The organism is Pseudomonas sp. GW822-FHT04H02 (assembly GCF_058800645.1).
Window position 1 is genome coordinate 663,494 of sequence record NZ_JBXAMM010000004.1, and the last position, 16,878, is coordinate 680,371.

General features: G+C 61.8%; 15 protein-coding genes. All 15 read left to right on the forward strand.

All coding sequences use genetic code 11. The annotated features are described in order from the left end of the window. The first annotated feature begins 8 nt into the window (after positions 1-8). Entirely contained in the window at positions 9-1,175 is a 1,167-nt protein-coding gene (locus tag AC1RMG_RS20445; RefSeq protein WP_015636294.1) for a ribosomal protein uL16 3-hydroxylase, read from the forward strand. Then, entirely contained in the window at positions 1,168-1,590 is a 423-nt protein-coding gene (locus tag AC1RMG_RS20450) for a GNAT family N-acetyltransferase (protein WP_011062182.1), read from the forward strand. Before AC1RMG_RS20445 ends, AC1RMG_RS20450 begins: the two co-directional genes overlap by 8 nt. Before the next feature lie 178 nt (positions 1,591-1,768). After that, on the forward strand, positions 1,769-2,524 hold the full coding sequence (locus tag AC1RMG_RS20455) for a secretin N-terminal domain-containing protein (RefSeq protein WP_011062183.1): 756 nt from the start codon (positions 1,769-1,771) through the stop codon (positions 2,522-2,524). A 515-nt stretch (positions 2,525-3,039) separates the two neighbouring features. Then, positions 3,040-4,365 (forward strand): isocitrate lyase, encoded by a 1,326-nt coding sequence (gene aceA, locus AC1RMG_RS20460; protein WP_011062184.1) that lies wholly within the window; start codon positions 3,040-3,042, stop codon positions 4,363-4,365. Positions 4,366-4,968: 603 nt separating this feature from the next. Beyond that, positions 4,969-5,382 carry an NADH-quinone oxidoreductase subunit A gene (locus AC1RMG_RS20465; protein WP_011062185.1) on the forward strand — a complete coding sequence of 138 codons (414 nt, stop codon included), beginning with the start codon at positions 4,969-4,971 and terminating at the stop codon, positions 5,380-5,382. Between the two features lie 10 nt (positions 5,383-5,392). After that, entirely contained in the window at positions 5,393-6,067 is a 675-nt protein-coding gene (locus AC1RMG_RS20470) for a NuoB/complex I 20 kDa subunit family protein (RefSeq protein WP_011062186.1), read from the forward strand. Between the two features lie 70 nt (positions 6,068-6,137). After that, positions 6,138-7,919 (forward strand): NADH-quinone oxidoreductase subunit C/D, encoded by a 1,782-nt coding sequence (gene nuoC / locus AC1RMG_RS20475; protein WP_011062187.1) that lies wholly within the window; start codon positions 6,138-6,140, stop codon positions 7,917-7,919. A gap of 2 nt (positions 7,920-7,921) precedes the next feature. Beyond that, positions 7,922-8,419, forward strand: a complete 498-nt coding sequence (gene nuoE, locus AC1RMG_RS20480; protein ID WP_011062188.1) for an NADH-quinone oxidoreductase subunit NuoE — start codon at positions 7,922-7,924, stop codon at positions 8,417-8,419. Then, complete coding sequence (gene nuoF, locus AC1RMG_RS20485; RefSeq protein ID WP_011062189.1) at positions 8,416-9,771, forward strand: NADH-quinone oxidoreductase subunit NuoF; 1,356 nt, start codon at positions 8,416-8,418, stop codon at positions 9,769-9,771. The genes nuoE and nuoF overlap by 4 nt, the downstream gene beginning before the upstream one ends. A gap of 137 nt (positions 9,772-9,908) precedes the next feature. Next, positions 9,909-12,623, forward strand: a complete 2,715-nt coding sequence (gene nuoG / locus AC1RMG_RS20490) for an NADH-quinone oxidoreductase subunit NuoG (protein WP_125062752.1) — start codon at positions 9,909-9,911, stop codon at positions 12,621-12,623. Continuing rightward, the gene (gene nuoH / locus AC1RMG_RS20495) at positions 12,620-13,627 is read left to right on the forward strand and encodes an NADH-quinone oxidoreductase subunit NuoH (protein ID WP_011062191.1); all 1,008 of its coding nucleotides are present in this window, start codon (positions 12,620-12,622) and stop codon (positions 13,625-13,627) included. The genes nuoG and nuoH overlap by 4 nt, the downstream gene beginning before the upstream one ends. Before the next feature lie 11 nt (positions 13,628-13,638). Then, positions 13,639-14,187 (forward strand): NADH-quinone oxidoreductase subunit NuoI, encoded by a 549-nt coding sequence (gene nuoI, locus AC1RMG_RS20500; protein ID WP_003223795.1) that lies wholly within the window; start codon positions 13,639-13,641, stop codon positions 14,185-14,187. Positions 14,188-14,196: 9 nt separating this feature from the next. Continuing rightward, on the forward strand, positions 14,197-14,697 hold the full coding sequence (gene nuoJ / locus AC1RMG_RS20505; protein ID WP_011062192.1) for an NADH-quinone oxidoreductase subunit J: 501 nt from the start codon (positions 14,197-14,199) through the stop codon (positions 14,695-14,697). Between the two features lie 4 nt (positions 14,698-14,701). Continuing rightward, positions 14,702-15,025 (forward strand): NADH-quinone oxidoreductase subunit NuoK, encoded by a 324-nt coding sequence (gene nuoK, locus AC1RMG_RS20510; protein WP_011062193.1) that lies wholly within the window; start codon positions 14,702-14,704, stop codon positions 15,023-15,025. Continuing rightward, entirely contained in the window at positions 15,022-16,875 is a 1,854-nt protein-coding gene (gene nuoL / locus AC1RMG_RS20515; RefSeq protein WP_072444509.1) for an NADH-quinone oxidoreductase subunit L, read from the forward strand. Before nuoK ends, nuoL begins: the two co-directional genes overlap by 4 nt. Positions 16,876-16,878 lie beyond the last annotated feature (3 nt).

Below are 16,878 nucleotides of genomic sequence, written 5' to 3' on the forward strand. Positions count from 1 at the left end.
GGTTACACATGAATCCTGATATTCCTCTTCAACTTCTGGGCGGCATCACTGCACGGGAATTTCTGCGTGACTACTGGCAGAAGAAACCCCTGCTGATCCGTCAGGCCCTGCCTGACTTCGAAAGCCCGATCGAACCTGACGAACTGGCCGGCCTGGCCCTGGAAGAAGAAGTCGAATCGCGCCTGGTGATCGAAAACGGCGAGCGCCCATGGGAACTGCGCCGCGGGCCCTTCGCCGAAGACGAGTTCAGCAAGCTGCCGGAACGCGACTGGACCCTGCTGGTCCAGGCCGTGGACCAGTTCGTCCCGGAAGTCGCCGAGCTGCTGGAGCACTTCCGCTTCCTGCCGAGCTGGCGCATCGATGACGTGATGATCAGCTTCGCCGCACCTGGCGGTAACGTCGGCCCGCACTTCGACAACTACGACGTGTTCCTGCTGCAAGGCTTTGGTAAGCGCAACTGGAAGATCGGCCAGATGTGCGACTCCGAAAGCCCGCTGCTGCAACACGCGGACCTGCGCATCCTCGCCGAGTTCGAAGAAACCGAAAGCTGGGTCCTGGAGCCCGGCGACATGCTCTATCTGCCACCGCGCCTGGCCCACTATGGCGTTGCGGTGAACGATTGCATGACCTATTCGGTCGGTTTCCGCGCCCCGAGCGCCGCCGAAGTCCTGACCCACTTCACCGACTTCCTCGGCCAGTTCCTGCCGGACGAAGACCGCTACACCGACGCCGACGTGCAGCCGGCCAGCGACCCGCACCAGATCCAGCAGGACGCCCTCGACCGGCTCAAGGGCCTGCTGGCCGAGCACATGAGCGATGAACGCCTGCTGCTGACCTGGTTCGGCCAGTTCATGACCGAACCACGCTACCCGGAACTGGTGACCGGACCCGAACTGGAAGAAGAAGACCTGCTGGGCAGCCTGGAACAGGGCGCGATCCTGATCCGCAACCCGAGCGCGCGCCTGGCCTGGTCGGAAGTGGATGAAGACCTGCTACTGTTCGCCAGCGGCCAAAGCCGCCTGCTTCCCGGTAAGCTGCGCGAACTGCTGAAAATGATTTGCGCCGCCGATGCCCTGCATATCGACAACCTCGGCCAGTGGCTGGCGGATGACGATGGGCGCGGCCTGTTGTGTGAACTGGTCAAGCAAGGGAGCCTGGGGTTTGCCGATGAATAAGATTCACGTACGTGTCGCAGACTGGCAAAAGGACAACGCCGAGATCCGGCGCATCCGTGAAGCCGTATTCATTGCCGAGCAATCGGTGCCGCCCGAACTGGAGTGGGATGCCGACGACGACAGCGCCGTGCACTTCCTGGCCTTCGAGGGCGACTTCCCCATCGGCACCGCGCGCCTACTGCCCGACGGCCATGTGGGCCGGGTTTCGGTGCTCAAGGACTGGCGCGGCCTGAAGGTTGGCGACGCGCTGATGCGCGCGGTGATCGATGAAGCCGAAAAGCGCGGCCTGAAGCAGCAGATGCTCAGCGCCCAGGTCCAGGCCACGGCGTTCTATGAGCGCCTGGGCTTCTCCATCGTCAGCGAGGAGTTCCTCGAAGCGGGCATTCCCCACGTCGACATGGTTCGCGGCGCCTGACCGACACACCGCTCGCGGCAACGGCCAGCCAAAACGCCCCGCCATCCCTCCTCCGGCAACTAAGCTGGAGACCAGGATGCCGGGGCGTTTTGCCGTGCGCGATTCAACTTGCCCCACCCAAAGCCGACAAAGTGTCAAACTCAAGGCTTTACGCCAGCTACTCGCGGAGATAACGGATATGTCCCTACGCACCCTGCTCACGACGCTGCTGCTGACCTTCAGCTGTTCGGTCATGGCCGCCACCGAGATCGTGCCCCTCAACAACCGCACCAGTGCCGACCTGCTGCCGGTGGCGCAGAACTTCCTCGGCAAGGACGGCAAGGTCAGCGCCTATGGCAACCAGCTGATCGTCAACGCCGAGCCGGGCAAGATCGCCGAACTGCGAGCCTTTATCGCCCAACTGGACACCGCGGCCAAACGCCTGCTGATCACCGTCGACACCAACGAAAACAACCTTCAGGACAACCAGGGCTATTCGGTCAACGGCGTACCGCAGACGCGGATCATCAACCGCAGCACCGAGAGCCGCGACGGCGGTATCCAGCAGATCCAGGCCAGCGAAGGCGTGCCAGCGCTGATCCAGGTCGGCCAGAGCGTGCCGTTGACCACCACCCAGACCGACCCCTACGGGCGCCTGCAGAACCAGACCCAGTACCGCAACGTCACCCAGGGCTTCTATGTCACCGCCAGCGTTACCGGTGAAACCGTGCACCTGAGCATCAGCACCAACCGTGACCGCATGAGCCAGGAACGTCCCGATGTAGTGAACGTGCAAAGCACCGACACAACTGTCAGTGGGCGCCTGGGCGAATGGATCACCCTGGCCGGAGTCAATCGCCAGACCCAGGCCGATAAACAGGGCCCGGGCCGCAGCTACTCGACTCAAGGCCGGGACGACATGACCTTGCGGGTCAAGGTCGATGCTTTGGACTAAAGCACCAAAAACTGACTGATTAGTCGTATTAGACCAAAGATGTAGTGCCGCAAAAAAAGCACTACAAAACATTTGACGAGCCAAAAAACCGCGGGCATGATGGCCTCGCTCCCGCTAATCAGGGGCCCTGGCAAGGGCCTTCGGATCGCCGCTCTAACCTACCCACCTGAGCCGATTCGTGTCTGTACCGCCCACAAGGTGTGTTTGACGAGATTGCGACTGGAACGAAGTTGTCCCGAGGGACGGAAGCGTAATTAGGTAGATCGGCAACACACTGATGGAACGCACCAAGGCCCACGACGCCGGCATGCGCCCCGCAGCTCGCCTTCACCTGCTCACTTTCCCCTCGAGCCCATCGTTCACCCGTCGCCATCCCCGCCAGACCCGACTTGACCGCCATAAGCTTCCTGGTCAGCGAGCAGCCTTTTACGCAGCGTTATGACGCGTGATCGGCGGAGCCGGAATTCTCCAACCAAGAACGACTTTTTACACAAGACGCGACGAGGTTTATCTCCATGGCACTGACACGCGAACAGCAAATTGCAGCCCTTGAAAAAGACTGGGCTGAAAACCCGCGCTGGAAAGGCGTGACTCGCACCTACTCCGCTGCCGACGTGGTCCGTCTGCGTGGCTCGGTTCAACCCGAGCACACCCTGGCACGCATGGGCGCCGAGAAGCTCTGGAACCTGGTCACCCAAGGTGCCAAGCCGTCCTTCCGTCCTGATAAAGATTTCGTCAACTGCATGGGCGCCCTGACCGGCGGCCAGGCTGTACAACAGGTTAAAGCCGGTATCCAGGCGATCTACCTGTCGGGCTGGCAAGTGGCTGCGGACAACAACTCCGCCGAATCCATGTACCCCGACCAGTCGCTGTACCCGGTGGACTCGGTTCCAACCGTGGTCAAGCGCATCAACAACTCGTTCCGTCGCGCCGACCAGATCCAGTGGAAAGCCGGCAAGAACCCGGGCGACGACGGCTACATCGACTACTTCGCACCGATCGTGGCCGACGCTGAAGCCGGTTTCGGCGGCGTGCTGAACGCCTACGAGCTGATGAAGAGCATGATCGAAGCAGGCGCCGCAGGCGTTCACTTCGAAGATCAGCTGGCTTCCGTGAAGAAGTGCGGCCACATGGGCGGCAAGGTACTGGTGCCAACCCAGGAAGCCGTACAGAAGCTGACCGCTGCCCGTCTGGCGGCCGACGTTGCCGGTGTACCGACCATCATCCTGGCCCGTACCGACGCCAACGCTGCCGACCTGTTGACTTCCGACTGCGACCCATACGACCAGCCATTCGTGACTGGCACCCGCACCCAGGAAGGCTTCTACAAAGTGAAAGCCGGCCTGGACCAGGCAATCGCCCGCGGCCTGGCTTACGCTCCGTACGCCGACCTGATCTGGTGCGAAACCGCCAAGCCGGACCTGGACGAAGCCCGTCGCTTCGCCGAGGCGATCAAGAAGGAATACCCGGACCAGATCCTGTCGTACAACTGCTCGCCTTCCTTCAACTGGAAGAAGAACCTGGACGACGCGACCATCGCCAAGTTCCAGCGCGAACTGTCCGCCATGGGCTACAAGCACCAGTTCATCACCCTGGCCGGCATCCACAACATGTGGCACAGCATGTTCAACCTGGCGCACGACTACGCCCGCAACGACATGACCGCCTACGTGAAACTGCAAGAGCAAGAGTTCGCCGACGCCGCCAAGGGCTACACCTTCGTGGCTCACCAGCAGGAAGTGGGCACCGGCTACTTCGACGACATGACCACCGTGATCCAGGGTGGCTCGTCCTCGGTAACCGCGCTGACCGGCTCCACCGAAGAAGAACAGTTCCACTGATTTAGGCCTCACGGCTTGATCGAGCGGCCAATGCAGACCCGGTAAAAACAACTGCATTGCTGTACAGCTGACGCCCCGACTGGTTCGGGGCGTTTTTTTTGCCCACCCCTCCTGTAGGAGCCGGCTTGCCAGCGAACCTCTACCCTGCGCGCCCTCCTCAAAAACCTCGCCATGCCCGCCCCTGCAAAAAAGCTGGCCAAACATTGATCCAGGGCGGTGTTAGCAAGGGCGAAAGAGGTTAAAAGGTGCGCCCCTGCTACTTGCAGTAACAGGGATATAACAAGCAACTTTCCCACTCCCCGAAGGAAAGCAGATTAAAACAGCCTCTAAACAATATTGATTATCATTTAGCGGTTGTAACTTTCGTTACAGCAGCTACAAAACATAATTAACAAAACCTCCCCTAATGCCCGCAGGCCGCGGCTTACGGGGCTACCGGGGTGAGCTATGTCCTTATTACGATAAACAATTTCGCTTTAGAAATTTTACTTGCCCGGTGTTTAGCCATAAAATCAGCGCGATTGATTGCGCTGCGACATATCGTCACTGCTTTATTTCTTTATCAAGCTCAGAGACTCTTGCTCTCTGTTAAGGATTACCAGCATGCCCGAAGCGACAGGACTCATGGCCCACAACTGGGGCTTTGCCATTTTCCTTCTGGGCGTTGTCGGCCTTTGCGCCTTCATGCTCGGCGTCTCCAGCCTCCTCGGGTCAAAAGCCTGGGGCCGCAGCAAAAACGAACCGTTCGAGTCCGGCATGCTACCTACCGGTGGCGCCCGCTTGCGGCTCTCAGCCAAATTCTATCTGGTCGCGATGCTCTTCGTGATCTTCGATATCGAAGCCCTCTTTCTCTTTGCCTGGTCTGTGTCCGTCCGCGAAAGCGGCTGGACCGGATTCGTCGAAGCTCTCGTTTTCATAGCAATTCTGTTGGCAGGTCTTGTCTACCTTTGGCGGGTGGGGGCTCTTGACTGGGCTCCGGAAGGTCGTCGTAAGCGGCAGGCGAAGCTAAAACAATGAGGCTTTGGCGATGCAATACAATCTCACCCGGATCGACCCCGATGCTCCTAACGATCAGTATCCGATCGGCGAACGGGAAACCGTTTCCGATCCGTTAGAGGATCAGGTCCACAAAAACATCTTCATGGGCAAGCTCGAAGACGTGCTGAGCGGCGCGGTCAACTGGGGGCGTAAGAACTCCCTGTGGCCGTACAACTTCGGCCTATCCTGCTGCTACGTGGAAATGACCACCGCCTTCACGGCGCCCCACGACATCGCGCGCTTTGGCGCCGAGGTTATCCGGGCATCGCCGCGTCAGGCGGACTTCATGGTTATCGCCGGGACCTGCTTCATCAAGATGGCGCCGATCATCCAGCGTCTCTATGAGCAAATGCTCGAGCCGAAATGGGTTATCTCCATGGGTTCGTGCGCCAACTCCGGCGGCATGTACGACATCTACTCGGTAGTCCAGGGGGTGGACAAGTTCCTGCCCGTGGACGTCTACGTACCTGGCTGCCCGCCCCGCCCCGAAGCGTTCCTGCAAGGCCTGATGCTCTTGCAGGAATCCATTGGCCAGGAGCGTCGCCCACTTTCCTGGGTCGTCGGCGACCAAGGCGTGTATCGCGCCGAGATGCCGTCGCAAAAGGAACAGCGCCGCGAACAGCGTATACAGGTCACCAACCTGCGCAGCCCTGACGAAGTCTGATCCAGTTCTGTTCTTACAAAGAAACGAACCTGGCTTCACTCTTTACGTTGACCGAAAGCGATAAAAAACCATGACTACAGGCAGTGCTCTGTACATCCCGCCTTATAAGGCTGACGACCAGGATGTGGTCGTCGAACTCAATAACCGTTTTGGCCCTGAGGCGTTCACCGCCCAAGCCACCCGCACCGGCATGCCGGTGCTGTGGGTTACCCGCTCCAAGCTCGTTGAAGTCCTGACCTTCCTGCGCAACCTGCCCAAGCCGTACGTCATGCTCTATGACCTGCACGGCGTGGACGAGCGCCTGCGCACCAAGCGCCAGGGCCTGCCAGGTGCCGACTTCAGCGTGTTCTACCACTTGCTGTCGATCGAACGTAACAGCGACGTGATGATCAAGGTGGCCCTGTCCGAAGGCGACCTCAGCCTGCCCACCGTGACCGGTATCTGGCCTAACGCCAACTGGTACGAGCGTGAAGTCTGGGACATGTTCGGCATCGACTTTGCCGGCCACCCTCACCTGTCGCGCATCATGATGCCGCCGACCTGGGAAGGTCACCCGCTGCGCAAGGACTTCCCGGCCCGCGCCACCGAGTTCGACCCGTTCAGCCTGAACCTGGCCAAGCAGCAGCTGGAAGAAGAAGCCGCGCGCTTCCGTCCGGAAGACTGGGGCATGAAGCGTTCCGGTGCCAACGAGGACTACATGTTCCTCAACCTGGGCCCGAACCACCCTTCGGCCCACGGTGCCTTCCGCATCATCCTGCAGCTGGACGGTGAAGAGATCGTCGACTGCGTACCGGACATCGGCTACCACCACCGTGGTGCCGAGAAGATGGCCGAGCGTCAGTCCTGGCACAGCTTCATCCCTTACACCGACCGTATCGACTACCTCGGCGGGGTGATGAACAACCTGCCGTACGTGCTTTCGGTCGAGAAACTGGCCGGCATCAAGGTGCCGGAGAAGGTCGACGTCATCCGCATCATGATGGCCGAGTTCTTCCGGATCACCAGCCACCTGCTGTTCCTGGGCACCTACATCCAGGACGTCGGCGCCATGACCCCGGTGTTCTTCACCTTCACCGACCGTCAGCGCGCCTACACGGTGATCGAAGCCATCACCGGCTTCCGCCTGCACCCGGCCTGGTACCGCATCGGTGGCGTCGCCCACGACCTGCCGCGTGGCTGGGAGAAGCTGGTCAAGGACTTCGTCGAATGGCTGCCCAAGCGCCTCGACGAATACACCAAGGCTGCCCTGCAGAACAGCATCCTCAAGGGCCGGACCATCGGCGTTGCCGCCTACAACACCAAGGAAGCCCTGGAATGGGGCGTCACCGGTGCCGGCCTGCGCTCCACCGGTTGCGATTTCGACCTGCGCAAGGCCCGTCCGTACTCCGGCTACGAGAACTTCGAGTTCGAAGTCCCGCTGGCCGCCAACGGTGACGCCTATGACCGCTGCATGGTTCGCGTCGAGGAAATGCGCCAGAGCATCAAGATCATCGACCAGTGCCTGCGCAACATGCCGGAAGGCCCGTACAAGGCGGATCACCCGCTGACCACGCCGCCACCCAAAGAGCGCACCCTGCAGCACATCGAAACCTTGATCACGCACTTCCTGCAAGTTTCGTGGGGCCCGGTGATGCCGGCCAACGAATCCTTCCAGATGATCGAAGCGACCAAGGGCATCAACAGTTATTACCTGACGAGCGATGGCGGCACCATGAGCTACCGCACCCGGATCCGTACCCCAAGCTTCGCCCACCTGCAGCAGATCCCTTCGGTGATCCGCGGCAGCATGGTCGCGGACTTGATCGCGTACCTGGGTAGTATCGACTTCGTTATGGCCGACGTGGACCGCTAAGCATGAACAGCACGCTTATCCAGACAGACCGTTTCGCCCTGAGCGAAACCGAGCGCTCGGCCATCGAGCACGAGATGCATCACTACGAGGACCCGCGCGCGGCGTCCATCGAAGCCCTGAAGATCGTCCAGAAGGAACGTGGCTGGGTGCCTGACGGCGCGGTCTACGCCATCGGCGAGATCCTCGGCATTCCCGCCAGCGACGTTGAAGGCGTGGCGACGTTCTACAGCCAGATCTTCCGCCAGCCAGTGGGCCGCCACATCATTCGCGTCTGCGACAGCATGGTCTGCTACATCGGCGGCCACGAGTCCGTGGTCAGCCAGATCCAGAGCGAGCTGGGCATCGGCCTCGGCCAGACCACCGCCGACGGCCGCTTCACCCTGCTGCCGGTGTGCTGCCTGGGCAACTGCGACAAGGCACCGGCGCTGATGATCGACGACGACACTTTCGGCGACGTGCAGCCTGCTGGCGTGGCCAAACTGTTGGAGGGCTACGTATGACCCTGACCTCTTTCGGTCCTGCGAACCGCATTGCGCGCACCGCAGAAACCCATCCCCTGACCTGGCGCCTGCGCGACGACGGCGAGCCGGTCTGGTTCGACGAGTACCAGGCCAAGAACGGTTACGCGGCGGCCCGCAAGGCCTTCGCCGACCTGTCCCAGGACGACATCGTGCAGACCGTCAAGGATGCCGGCCTCAAGGGTCGCGGCGGTGCGGGCTTCCCCACCGGTGTGAAGTGGGGCCTGATGCCCAAAGACGAATCCATGAACATCCGCTACCTGCTGTGCAACGCGGACGAAATGGAGCCCAACACCTGGAAGGACCGCATGCTGATGGAGCAACTGCCCCATCTGCTGATCGAAGGCATGCTGATCAGTGCTCGCGCACTCAAGACCTACCGCGGCTACATCTTCCTGCGGGGCGAGTACACCACCGCCGCCAAGCACCTGCGTCGTGCCGTGGAAGAAGCCAAGGCCGCAGGCCTTCTGGGCAAGAACATCCTGGGCAGCGGCTTCGATTTCGAGCTGTTCGTCCACACCGGCGCCGGGCGTTACATCTGCGGTGAAGAAACCGCACTGATCAACTCCCTGGAAGGCCGTCGCGCCAACCCGCGCTCCAAGCCGCCCTTCCCTGCCGCCGTGGGCGTGTGGGGCAAGCCGACCTGCGTGAACAACGTCGAGACCCTGTGCAACGTGCCGGCGATCATCGGCGACGGCGTGGAATGGTACAAATCCCTGGCCCGCGAAGGCAGCGAAGACCACGGCACCAAGCTGATGGGCTTCTCCGGCAAGGTGAAGAACCCCGGCCTGTGGGAGCTGCCCTTCGGCGTGACCGCGCGCGAGCTGTTCGAAGACTACGCCGGCGGCATGCGCGACGGCTTCAAGCTCAAATGCTGGCAGCCAGGCGGCGCCGGTACCGGCTTCCTGTTGCCCGAGCACCTGGACGCCCAGATGTATGCCGGCGGCATCGCCAAAGTGGGCACCCGCATGGGTACCGGCCTGGCCATGGCGGTGGACGACAGCATCAACATGGTGTCCCTGCTGCGCAACATGGAGCAGTTCTTCGCCCGCGAGTCCTGCGGCTTCTGCACACCGTGCCGCGACGGCCTGCCCTGGAGCGTCAAGCTGCTGATGGCCCTGGAAAAAGGCCAGGGCCAGCAAGGGGACATCGAGACCCTGCTGGGCCTGGTGGGTTTCCTCGGCCCGGGCAAGACCTTCTGTGCTCACGCACCGGGTGCCGTGGAGCCTTTGGGCAGCGCCATCAAGTATTTCCGTCCAGAGTTCGAAGCCGGCATCGCGCCCACCAGCGCCGCCGTCCCGCCTCTGGCCCGACCGATCGTAGTCGGCGCGTAACGCTTAAATGAGGGCGCCGGGTCCGTGCCCTGCGCTCGACGTGCGATGACGCCGTGAACGGCTGTGTTGATTCGCACGCATAACAAGATTCCATTAGCCACGCCCGCTGACACCGGGCCAACGAAGAACTTTGAACCATGGCCACTATCCACGTAGACGGCAAAGCGCTCGAAGTCGATGGGGCGGACAACCTGTTACAGGCTTGTCTGTCACTAGGCCTCGACATCCCTTATTTCTGCTGGCACCCCGCTCTCGGTAGCGTCGGTGCCTGTCGCCAGTGCGCGGTCAAGCAGTACACCGACGAGAACGACACCCGTGGTCGTATCGTCATGTCCTGCATGACCCCGGCCACCGACAACACCTGGATCTCCATCGACGATGAAGAATCCAAGGCGTTCCGCGCCAGTGTCGTCGAGTGGCTGATGACCAACCATCCCCACGACTGCCCGGTCTGTGAGGAAGGCGGTCACTGCCACCTGCAGGACATGACGGTGATGACCGGCCACAACGAGCGCCGTTATCGCTTCACCAAGCGTACCCACCAGAACCAGGACCTCGGCCCGTTCATTTCCCACGAGATGAACCGCTGCATCGCCTGCTATCGCTGCGTGCGCTTCTACAAGGACTACGCCGGCGGCACCGACCTGGGCGTCTACGGCGCCCACGACAACGTGTACTTCGGTCGCGTTGAAGACGGCACCCTGGAAAGCGAGTTCTCCGGCAACCTCACCGAGGTCTGCCCGACCGGCGTGTTCACCGACAAGACTCACTCCGAGCGCTACAACCGCAAGTGGGATATGCAGTTCTCGCCGAGCATCTGCCATGGCTGCTCCAGCGGTTGCAACATCTCCCCGGGCGAGCGCTACGGCGAGCTGCGCCGCATCGAGAACCGCTACAACGGTTCGGTGAACCAGTATTTCCTCTGCGACCGCGGCCGCTTCGGCTATGGCTACGTCAACCGCAAGGACCGTCCACGCCAGCCACGCCTGGCCGATGGCACCAAGCTGACCCTGGACCAGGCACTGGATCAGGCCGCAGACCTGCTGCGCGGCCGTAACATCGTCGGTATCGGTTCGCCCCGCGCCAGCCTGGAAAGCAACTACGCGCTGCGTGAGCTGGTAGGTGCCGAGCACTTCTACTCCGGTATCGAAGCCTCCGAGCTGGAGCGCATCCGCCTGGTTCTGCAGGTTCTGAACGACAGCCCGCTGCCGGTTCCGAACATGCGCGACATCGAAGACCACGATGCCATCTTCGTCCTCGGCGAAGACCTGACCCAGACCGCCGCACGCATGGCCCTGGCCCTGCGCCAGTCGGTCAAGGGCAAGGCCGAGGAAATGGCCGATGCCATGCGCGTCCAGCCTTGGCTCGACGCTGCGGTGAAGAACATCGGCCAGCACGCGCTGAACCCGCTGTTCATCGCCAGCCTGGCTGAAACCAAGCTCGACGACGTGGCCGAGGAGTGTGTACACGCCGCTCCAGACGACCTGGCGCGCATCGGTTTCGCCGTGGCCCACGCCATCGACGCCAGTGCCCCTGCCGTGGAAGGCCTGGACAGTGAAGCCCTGGAACTGGCCAAACGCATTGCCGACGCTCTGCTGGCGGCCAAGCGTCCACTGATCATTTCCGGTACCTCCCTGGGCTCCAAGGCACTGATCGAAGCGGCGGCGAACATCGCCAAAGCCTTGAAGCTGCGCGAGAAAGCCGGCTCCATCAGTCTGATCGTGCCAGAGGCCAACAGCCTCGGCCTGGCCATGCTTGGTGGCGAATCCGTGGACGCCGCCCTGCAGGCGGTGATCGACGGTAAGGCCGACGCCATCGTGGTGCTGGAAAACGACCTGTACACCCGCACCGATGCAGCCAAGGTGGATGCCGCACTGAACGCAGCGAAGGTGGTGATCGTTGCCGATCATCAACAGACCGCTACCCTTGAGCGTGCACACCTAGTGCTGTCGGCGGCCAGCTTCGCCGAAGGCGACGGCACCCTGATCAGCCAGGAAGGTCGCGCCCAGCGCTTCTTCCAGGTCTTCGATCCAACCTACCTGGACGCCAGCATCATGGTTCACGAAGGTTGGCGCTGGCTGCATGCCCTGCGCAGTACCTTGCTGAACCAGCCGGTGGACTGGACCCAGCTGGACCACGTGACCGCTGCCTGCGCCGCGAGCACCCCGCAACTGGCCAGCATCGTTGACGCCGCGCCATCCGCCGCGTTCCGCATCAAGGGCCTGAAACTGGCTCGCGAACCGCTGCGCTACAGTGGCCGTACCGCCATGCGCGCCAACCAGAGCGTGCACGAGCCACGTACCTCGCAAGACCCGGATACCGCCTTCGCCTACTCCATGGAAGGTTACTCGGGCTCCGCCGAACCGCGCTCGCAAGTGCCGTTCGCCTGGTCGCCGGGCTGGAACTCGCCACAGGCCTGGAACAAGTTCCAGGACGAAGTCGGTGGCCACCTGCGCGCCGGTGACCCGGGCACTCGCCTGATCGAAACCCAGGGCGACCGCCTCAACTGGTTCGCCAGCGTGCCGCGAGCCTTCTCCCCGGCCCCGGGCACCTGGCAGGCCGTGCCGTTCTACCACCTGTTCGGCAGCGAGGAAAACTCTTCGAAAGCCGCTCCGGTGCAGGAGCGCATCCCGGCTCCGTACGTTGCTCTGGCCAAATCCGAAGCGGATCGCCTGGGTGTCAACGACGGTGCCCTGCTCGCGGTGAACGTGGCTGGCCAGACCCTGCGTCTGCCGCTGCGCATCAACGAAGAGCTGGGTGCTGGCCTGGTGGGCCTGCCTGCCGGCCTGGCGGGTATTCCTCCGGCAATCGCAGGCATTTCCGTTGATGGTCTGCAGGAGGCGGCACAATGAGTTGGTTTACCCCTGAAGTGATCGACGTGATCCTGACGGTCGTCAAGGCCATCGTCATCCTGCTGGCCGTAGTGATCGCCGGTGCGCTGCTGAGCTTCGTCGAACGTCGCCTGCTGGGCTGGTGGCAGGACCGTTACGGTCCGAACCGTGTTGGCCCGTTCGGCATGTTCCAGATCGCAGCCGACATGCTGAAGATGTTCTTCAAGGAAGACTGGACTCCACCGTTTGCCGACAAGGTGATCTTCACCCTGGCACCGGTGGTGGCCATGTCCGCCCTGCTGATCGCCTTCGCGATCATCCCGATCACCCCGACCTGGGGCGTGGCGGATCTGAACATCGGCCTGCTGTTCTTCTTCGCCATGGCCGGTCTGTCGGTCTACGCGGTACTGTTCGCCGGCTGGTCGAGCAACAACAAGTTCGCCCTGCTCGGCAGCTTGCGTGCCTCGGCGCAGACCGTGTCCTACGAAGTGTTCATGGGCCTGGCCCTGATGGGCATCGTGGTACAGGTCGGCTCGTTCAACATGCGCGACATCGTCGAGTACCAGGCGCAGAACCTGTGGTTCATCATTCCGCAGTTCTTCGGCTTCTGTACCTTCTTCATCGCTGGCGTGGCCGTGACTCACCGTCACCCCTTCGACCAGCCGGAAGCGGAGCAGGAACTGGCCGACGGCTACCACATCGAATACGCCGGTATGAAATGGGGCATGTTCTTCGTCGGTGAATACATCGGCATCATCCTGATCTCGGCGCTGCTGGTCACCCTGTTCTTCGGTGGCTGGCACGGTCCGTTCGGCATCCTGCCGCAACTGTCCTTCGTCTGGTTCGCACTGAAGACCGCGTTCTTCATCATGCTGTTCATCCTGCTGCGCGCTTCCATCCCGCGTCCGCGTTATGACCAGGTGATGGACTTCAGCTGGAAATTCTGCCTGCCACTGACCCTGATCAATTTGCTGATAACCGCTGCGGTTGTGTTGTGGAACACACCTGCGGTTGCGGTTCAGTGAGGATTTGACCCATGTTCAAATATATTGGCGACATCGTTAAGGGTACTGGTACCCAGTTGCGCAGCCTGGTCATGGTCTTCGGCCATGGCTTTCGCAAGCGCGACACCTTGCAATACCCGGAAGAGCCGGTCTACCTGCCTCCACGCTACCGTGGCCGCATCGTCCTGACCCGCGACCCCGATGGCGAAGAGCGTTGCGTAGCCTGCAACTTGTGCGCCGTGGCCTGCCCCGTGGGTTGCATCTCGCTGCAGAAAGCTGAAACCGAAGACGGTCGCTGGTACCCGGACTTCTTCCGCATCAACTTCTCGCGCTGCATTTTCTGTGGCCTCTGCGAGGAAGCCTGCCCGACCACCGCGATCCAGCTGACACCGGATTTCGAGATGGCCGAGTTCAAACGTCAGGACCTGGTTTACGAGAAAGAAGATCTGCTGATCTCCGGTCCCGGAAAGAACCCTGATTACAACTTCTATCGTGTTGCAGGTATGGCCATTGCCGGTAAGCCAAAAGGCTCCGCGCAGAATGAAGCCGAGCCGATCAACGTGAAGAGCTTGCTGCCTTAAGGAAGAAAGATGGAATTCGCTTTCTATTTCGCGTCAGGTGTTGCGGTTGTCTCCACACTCCGCGTGGTCACCAACACCAACCCTGTGCACGCCCTGCTCTACCTGATCATTTCGCTGATCGCCGTGGCCATGACCTTCTTCAGCCTTGGCGCGCCGTTCGCCGGTGCCCTGGAAGTGATCGCCTACGCCGGTGCCATCATGGTGCTGTTCGTGTTCGTGGTGATGATGCTGAACCTCGGCCCGGCCGCGGCTCAGCAAGAGCGCATCTGGCTCACGCCCGGCATCTGGATCGGCCCGGTCATCCTGGCCGCGCTGCTGCTGGCTGAACTGCTGTACGTACTGTTCAGCCATCAGAGCGGTGCCGGTATCGGTCAAACCACCGTCAGCGCCAAGGCCGTGGGCATCAGCCTGTTCGGCCCTTACCTGCTGGTGGTCGAACTCGCCTCGATGCTGCTGCTTGCCGCGGCCGTCACGGCGTTCCACTTGGGCCGCAACGAGGCGAAGGAGTAATACGATGCCTACTATCTCTCTCGGTACTATCCCGATGGAACATGGCCTGGCGGTTGCCGGCATCCTGTTCTGCCTCGGTCTGGTCGGCCTGATGGTCCGCCGTAACATCCTCTTCGTGTTGATGAGCCTGGAAGTGATGATGAACGCCTCTGCACTGGCCTTCATCGTTGCTGGCGCCCGCTGGGCGCAGCCGGATGGACAAGTGATGTTCATCCTGGTGATCAGCCTGGCAGCCGCCGAGGCCAGTATCGGCCTGGCGATCCTGCTGCAGCTGTACCGCCGCTTCCACACTCTCGATATCGATGCAGCCAGCGAGATGCGCGGATGAACCTTCTCTTTCTGACTTTCGTATTCCCCCTGATCGGTTTCCTGCTGCTGTCGTTCTCCCGTGGACGCCTCTCGGAAAACCTCTCGGCCCTGATCGGTGTCGGCTCCATTGGCCTGTCGGCCATCGTTGCTGCCTACGTGATCTGGCAATTCAACGTCGCACCGCCCGAGGGTGGCCACTACACCCAGGTGCTGTGGCAGTGGATGTCGGTGGACGGTTTCGCGCCGAACTTCGCCCTGTACCTGGATGGTCTGTCCGTGACCATGCTGGGTGTGGTGGTGGGCGTGGGCTTTTTGATCCACTTGTTCGCGTCCTGGTACATGCGTGGTGAAGCCGGCTACTCGCGCTTCTTCGCCTACACCAACCTGTTTATCGCCAGCATGCTGTTCCTGGTACTGGGCGATAACCTGCTGTTCCTGTACTTCGGCTGGGAAGGCGTGGGCCTGTGCTCCTACCTGTTGATCGGTTTCTACTACAGCAACCGCAACAACGGTAACGCCGCACTCAAGGCCTTCATCGTCACCCGTATCGGCGACGTGTTCATGGCCATCGGCCTGTTCATCCTGTTCCAACAGGTGGGCACGCTGAACGTCCAGGAACTGCTGGTGCTGGCCCCGCAGAAATTCCAGGCCGGCGACTTCTGGATCACCCTGGCAACCCTGATGCTGCTGGGTGGCGCCGTGGGTAAATCTGCCCAGTTGCCACTGCAGACCTGGCTGGCGGACGCGATGGCCGGCCCGACCCCGGTTTCGGCACTGATCCACGCCGCAACCATGGTCACCGCCGGCGTCTACCTGATCGCCCGTACCCACGGCCTGTTCACCCTGGCGCCGGAAATCCTGCACCTGGTGGGCCTGGTCGGCGGCGTGACCCTGGTATTGGCCGGTTTCGCCGCGCTGGTGCAGACCGACATCAAGCGGATCCTCGCCTACTCCACCATGAGCCAGATCGGCTACATGTTCCTGGCCCTGGGCGTTGGCGCCTGGGACGGCGCGATCTTCCACCTGATGACCCACGCCTTCTTCAAGGCCCTGCTGTTCCTTGCTTCCGGTGCGGTGATCGTTGCCTGCCACCACGAGCAGAACATCTTCAAGATGGGCGGCCTGTGGAAGAAACTGCCTCTGGCCTACGCCAGCTTCATCGTCGGCGGCGCGGCCCTGGCGGCCCTGCCTCTGGTGACCGCAGGCTTCTACTCCAAGGACGAGATCCTCTGGGAAGCCTTCGCCAGCGGCAACCATGGCCTGCTGTACGCCGGCCTGGTGGGTGCGTTCATGACCTCGCTGTACACCTTCCGCCTGATCTTCATCACCTTCCACGGTGAAGCCAAGACCGAAGCCCACGCCGGCCACGGGATCTCCCACTGGCTGCCGCTGGTGGTACTGATCGTGCTGTCCACCGGGATCGGCGCGATGATCACCCCGCCCCTGCATGGCGTGCTGCCGCAAAGCGTCGGCCATGCCGGTGGCGAAGCCAAGCACAGCCTGGAAATCGCCTCGGGCGCCATCGCCCTGGCCGGTATCCTGCTGGCCGCCCTGTTGTTCCTTGGCAAGCGTCGCGTTGTGACCGCCATCGCCAACAGCGGCATCGGGCGTCTGCTCTCGGCCTGGTGGTTCGCCGCCTGGGGCTTCGACTGGATCTACGACAAACTGTTCGTCAAGCCATACCTGGCCATCAGCCACGTACTGCGCAAGGACCCGCTCGATCAGACCATCGGTTTGATACCGCGTATGGCCAAAGGGGGTCACACCTCCCTGAGCCGTACCGAGACCGGTCAACTGCGTTGGTACGCCGCCTCGATGGCAGCCGGTGCCGTGCTGGTCATCGGCGCCATTGTGCTGGTAGCGGTCTGATAT

Excerpts from the sequence above, each read along its gene's own strand:
- AC1RMG_RS20445 (WP_015636294.1), top strand. The coding sequence starts at position 9 with ATGAATCCTGATATTCCTCTTCAACTTCTGGGCGGCATCACTGCACGG.
- AC1RMG_RS20450 (WP_011062182.1), top strand. The coding sequence starts at position 1,168 with ATGAATAAGATTCACGTACGTGTCGCAGACTGGCAAAAGGACAACGCC.
- AC1RMG_RS20455 (WP_011062183.1), top strand. The coding sequence starts at position 1,769 with ATGTCCCTACGCACCCTGCTCACGACGCTGCTGCTGACCTTCAGCTGT.
- aceA (WP_011062184.1), top strand. The coding sequence starts at position 3,040 with ATGGCACTGACACGCGAACAGCAAATTGCAGCCCTTGAAAAAGACTGG.
- AC1RMG_RS20465 (WP_011062185.1), top strand. The coding sequence starts at position 4,969 with ATGCCCGAAGCGACAGGACTCATGGCCCACAACTGGGGCTTTGCCATT.
- AC1RMG_RS20470 (WP_011062186.1), top strand. The coding sequence starts at position 5,393 with ATGCAATACAATCTCACCCGGATCGACCCCGATGCTCCTAACGATCAG.
- nuoC (WP_011062187.1), top strand. The coding sequence starts at position 6,138 with ATGACTACAGGCAGTGCTCTGTACATCCCGCCTTATAAGGCTGACGAC.
- nuoE (WP_011062188.1), top strand. The coding sequence starts at position 7,922 with ATGAACAGCACGCTTATCCAGACAGACCGTTTCGCCCTGAGCGAAACC.
- nuoF (WP_011062189.1), top strand. The coding sequence starts at position 8,416 with ATGACCCTGACCTCTTTCGGTCCTGCGAACCGCATTGCGCGCACCGCA.
- nuoG (WP_125062752.1), top strand. The coding sequence starts at position 9,909 with ATGGCCACTATCCACGTAGACGGCAAAGCGCTCGAAGTCGATGGGGCG.
- nuoH (WP_011062191.1), top strand. The coding sequence starts at position 12,620 with ATGAGTTGGTTTACCCCTGAAGTGATCGACGTGATCCTGACGGTCGTC.
- nuoI (WP_003223795.1), top strand. The coding sequence starts at position 13,639 with ATGTTCAAATATATTGGCGACATCGTTAAGGGTACTGGTACCCAGTTG.
- nuoJ (WP_011062192.1), top strand. The coding sequence starts at position 14,197 with ATGGAATTCGCTTTCTATTTCGCGTCAGGTGTTGCGGTTGTCTCCACA.
- nuoK (WP_011062193.1), top strand. The coding sequence starts at position 14,702 with ATGCCTACTATCTCTCTCGGTACTATCCCGATGGAACATGGCCTGGCG.
- nuoL (WP_072444509.1), top strand. The coding sequence starts at position 15,022 with ATGAACCTTCTCTTTCTGACTTTCGTATTCCCCCTGATCGGTTTCCTG.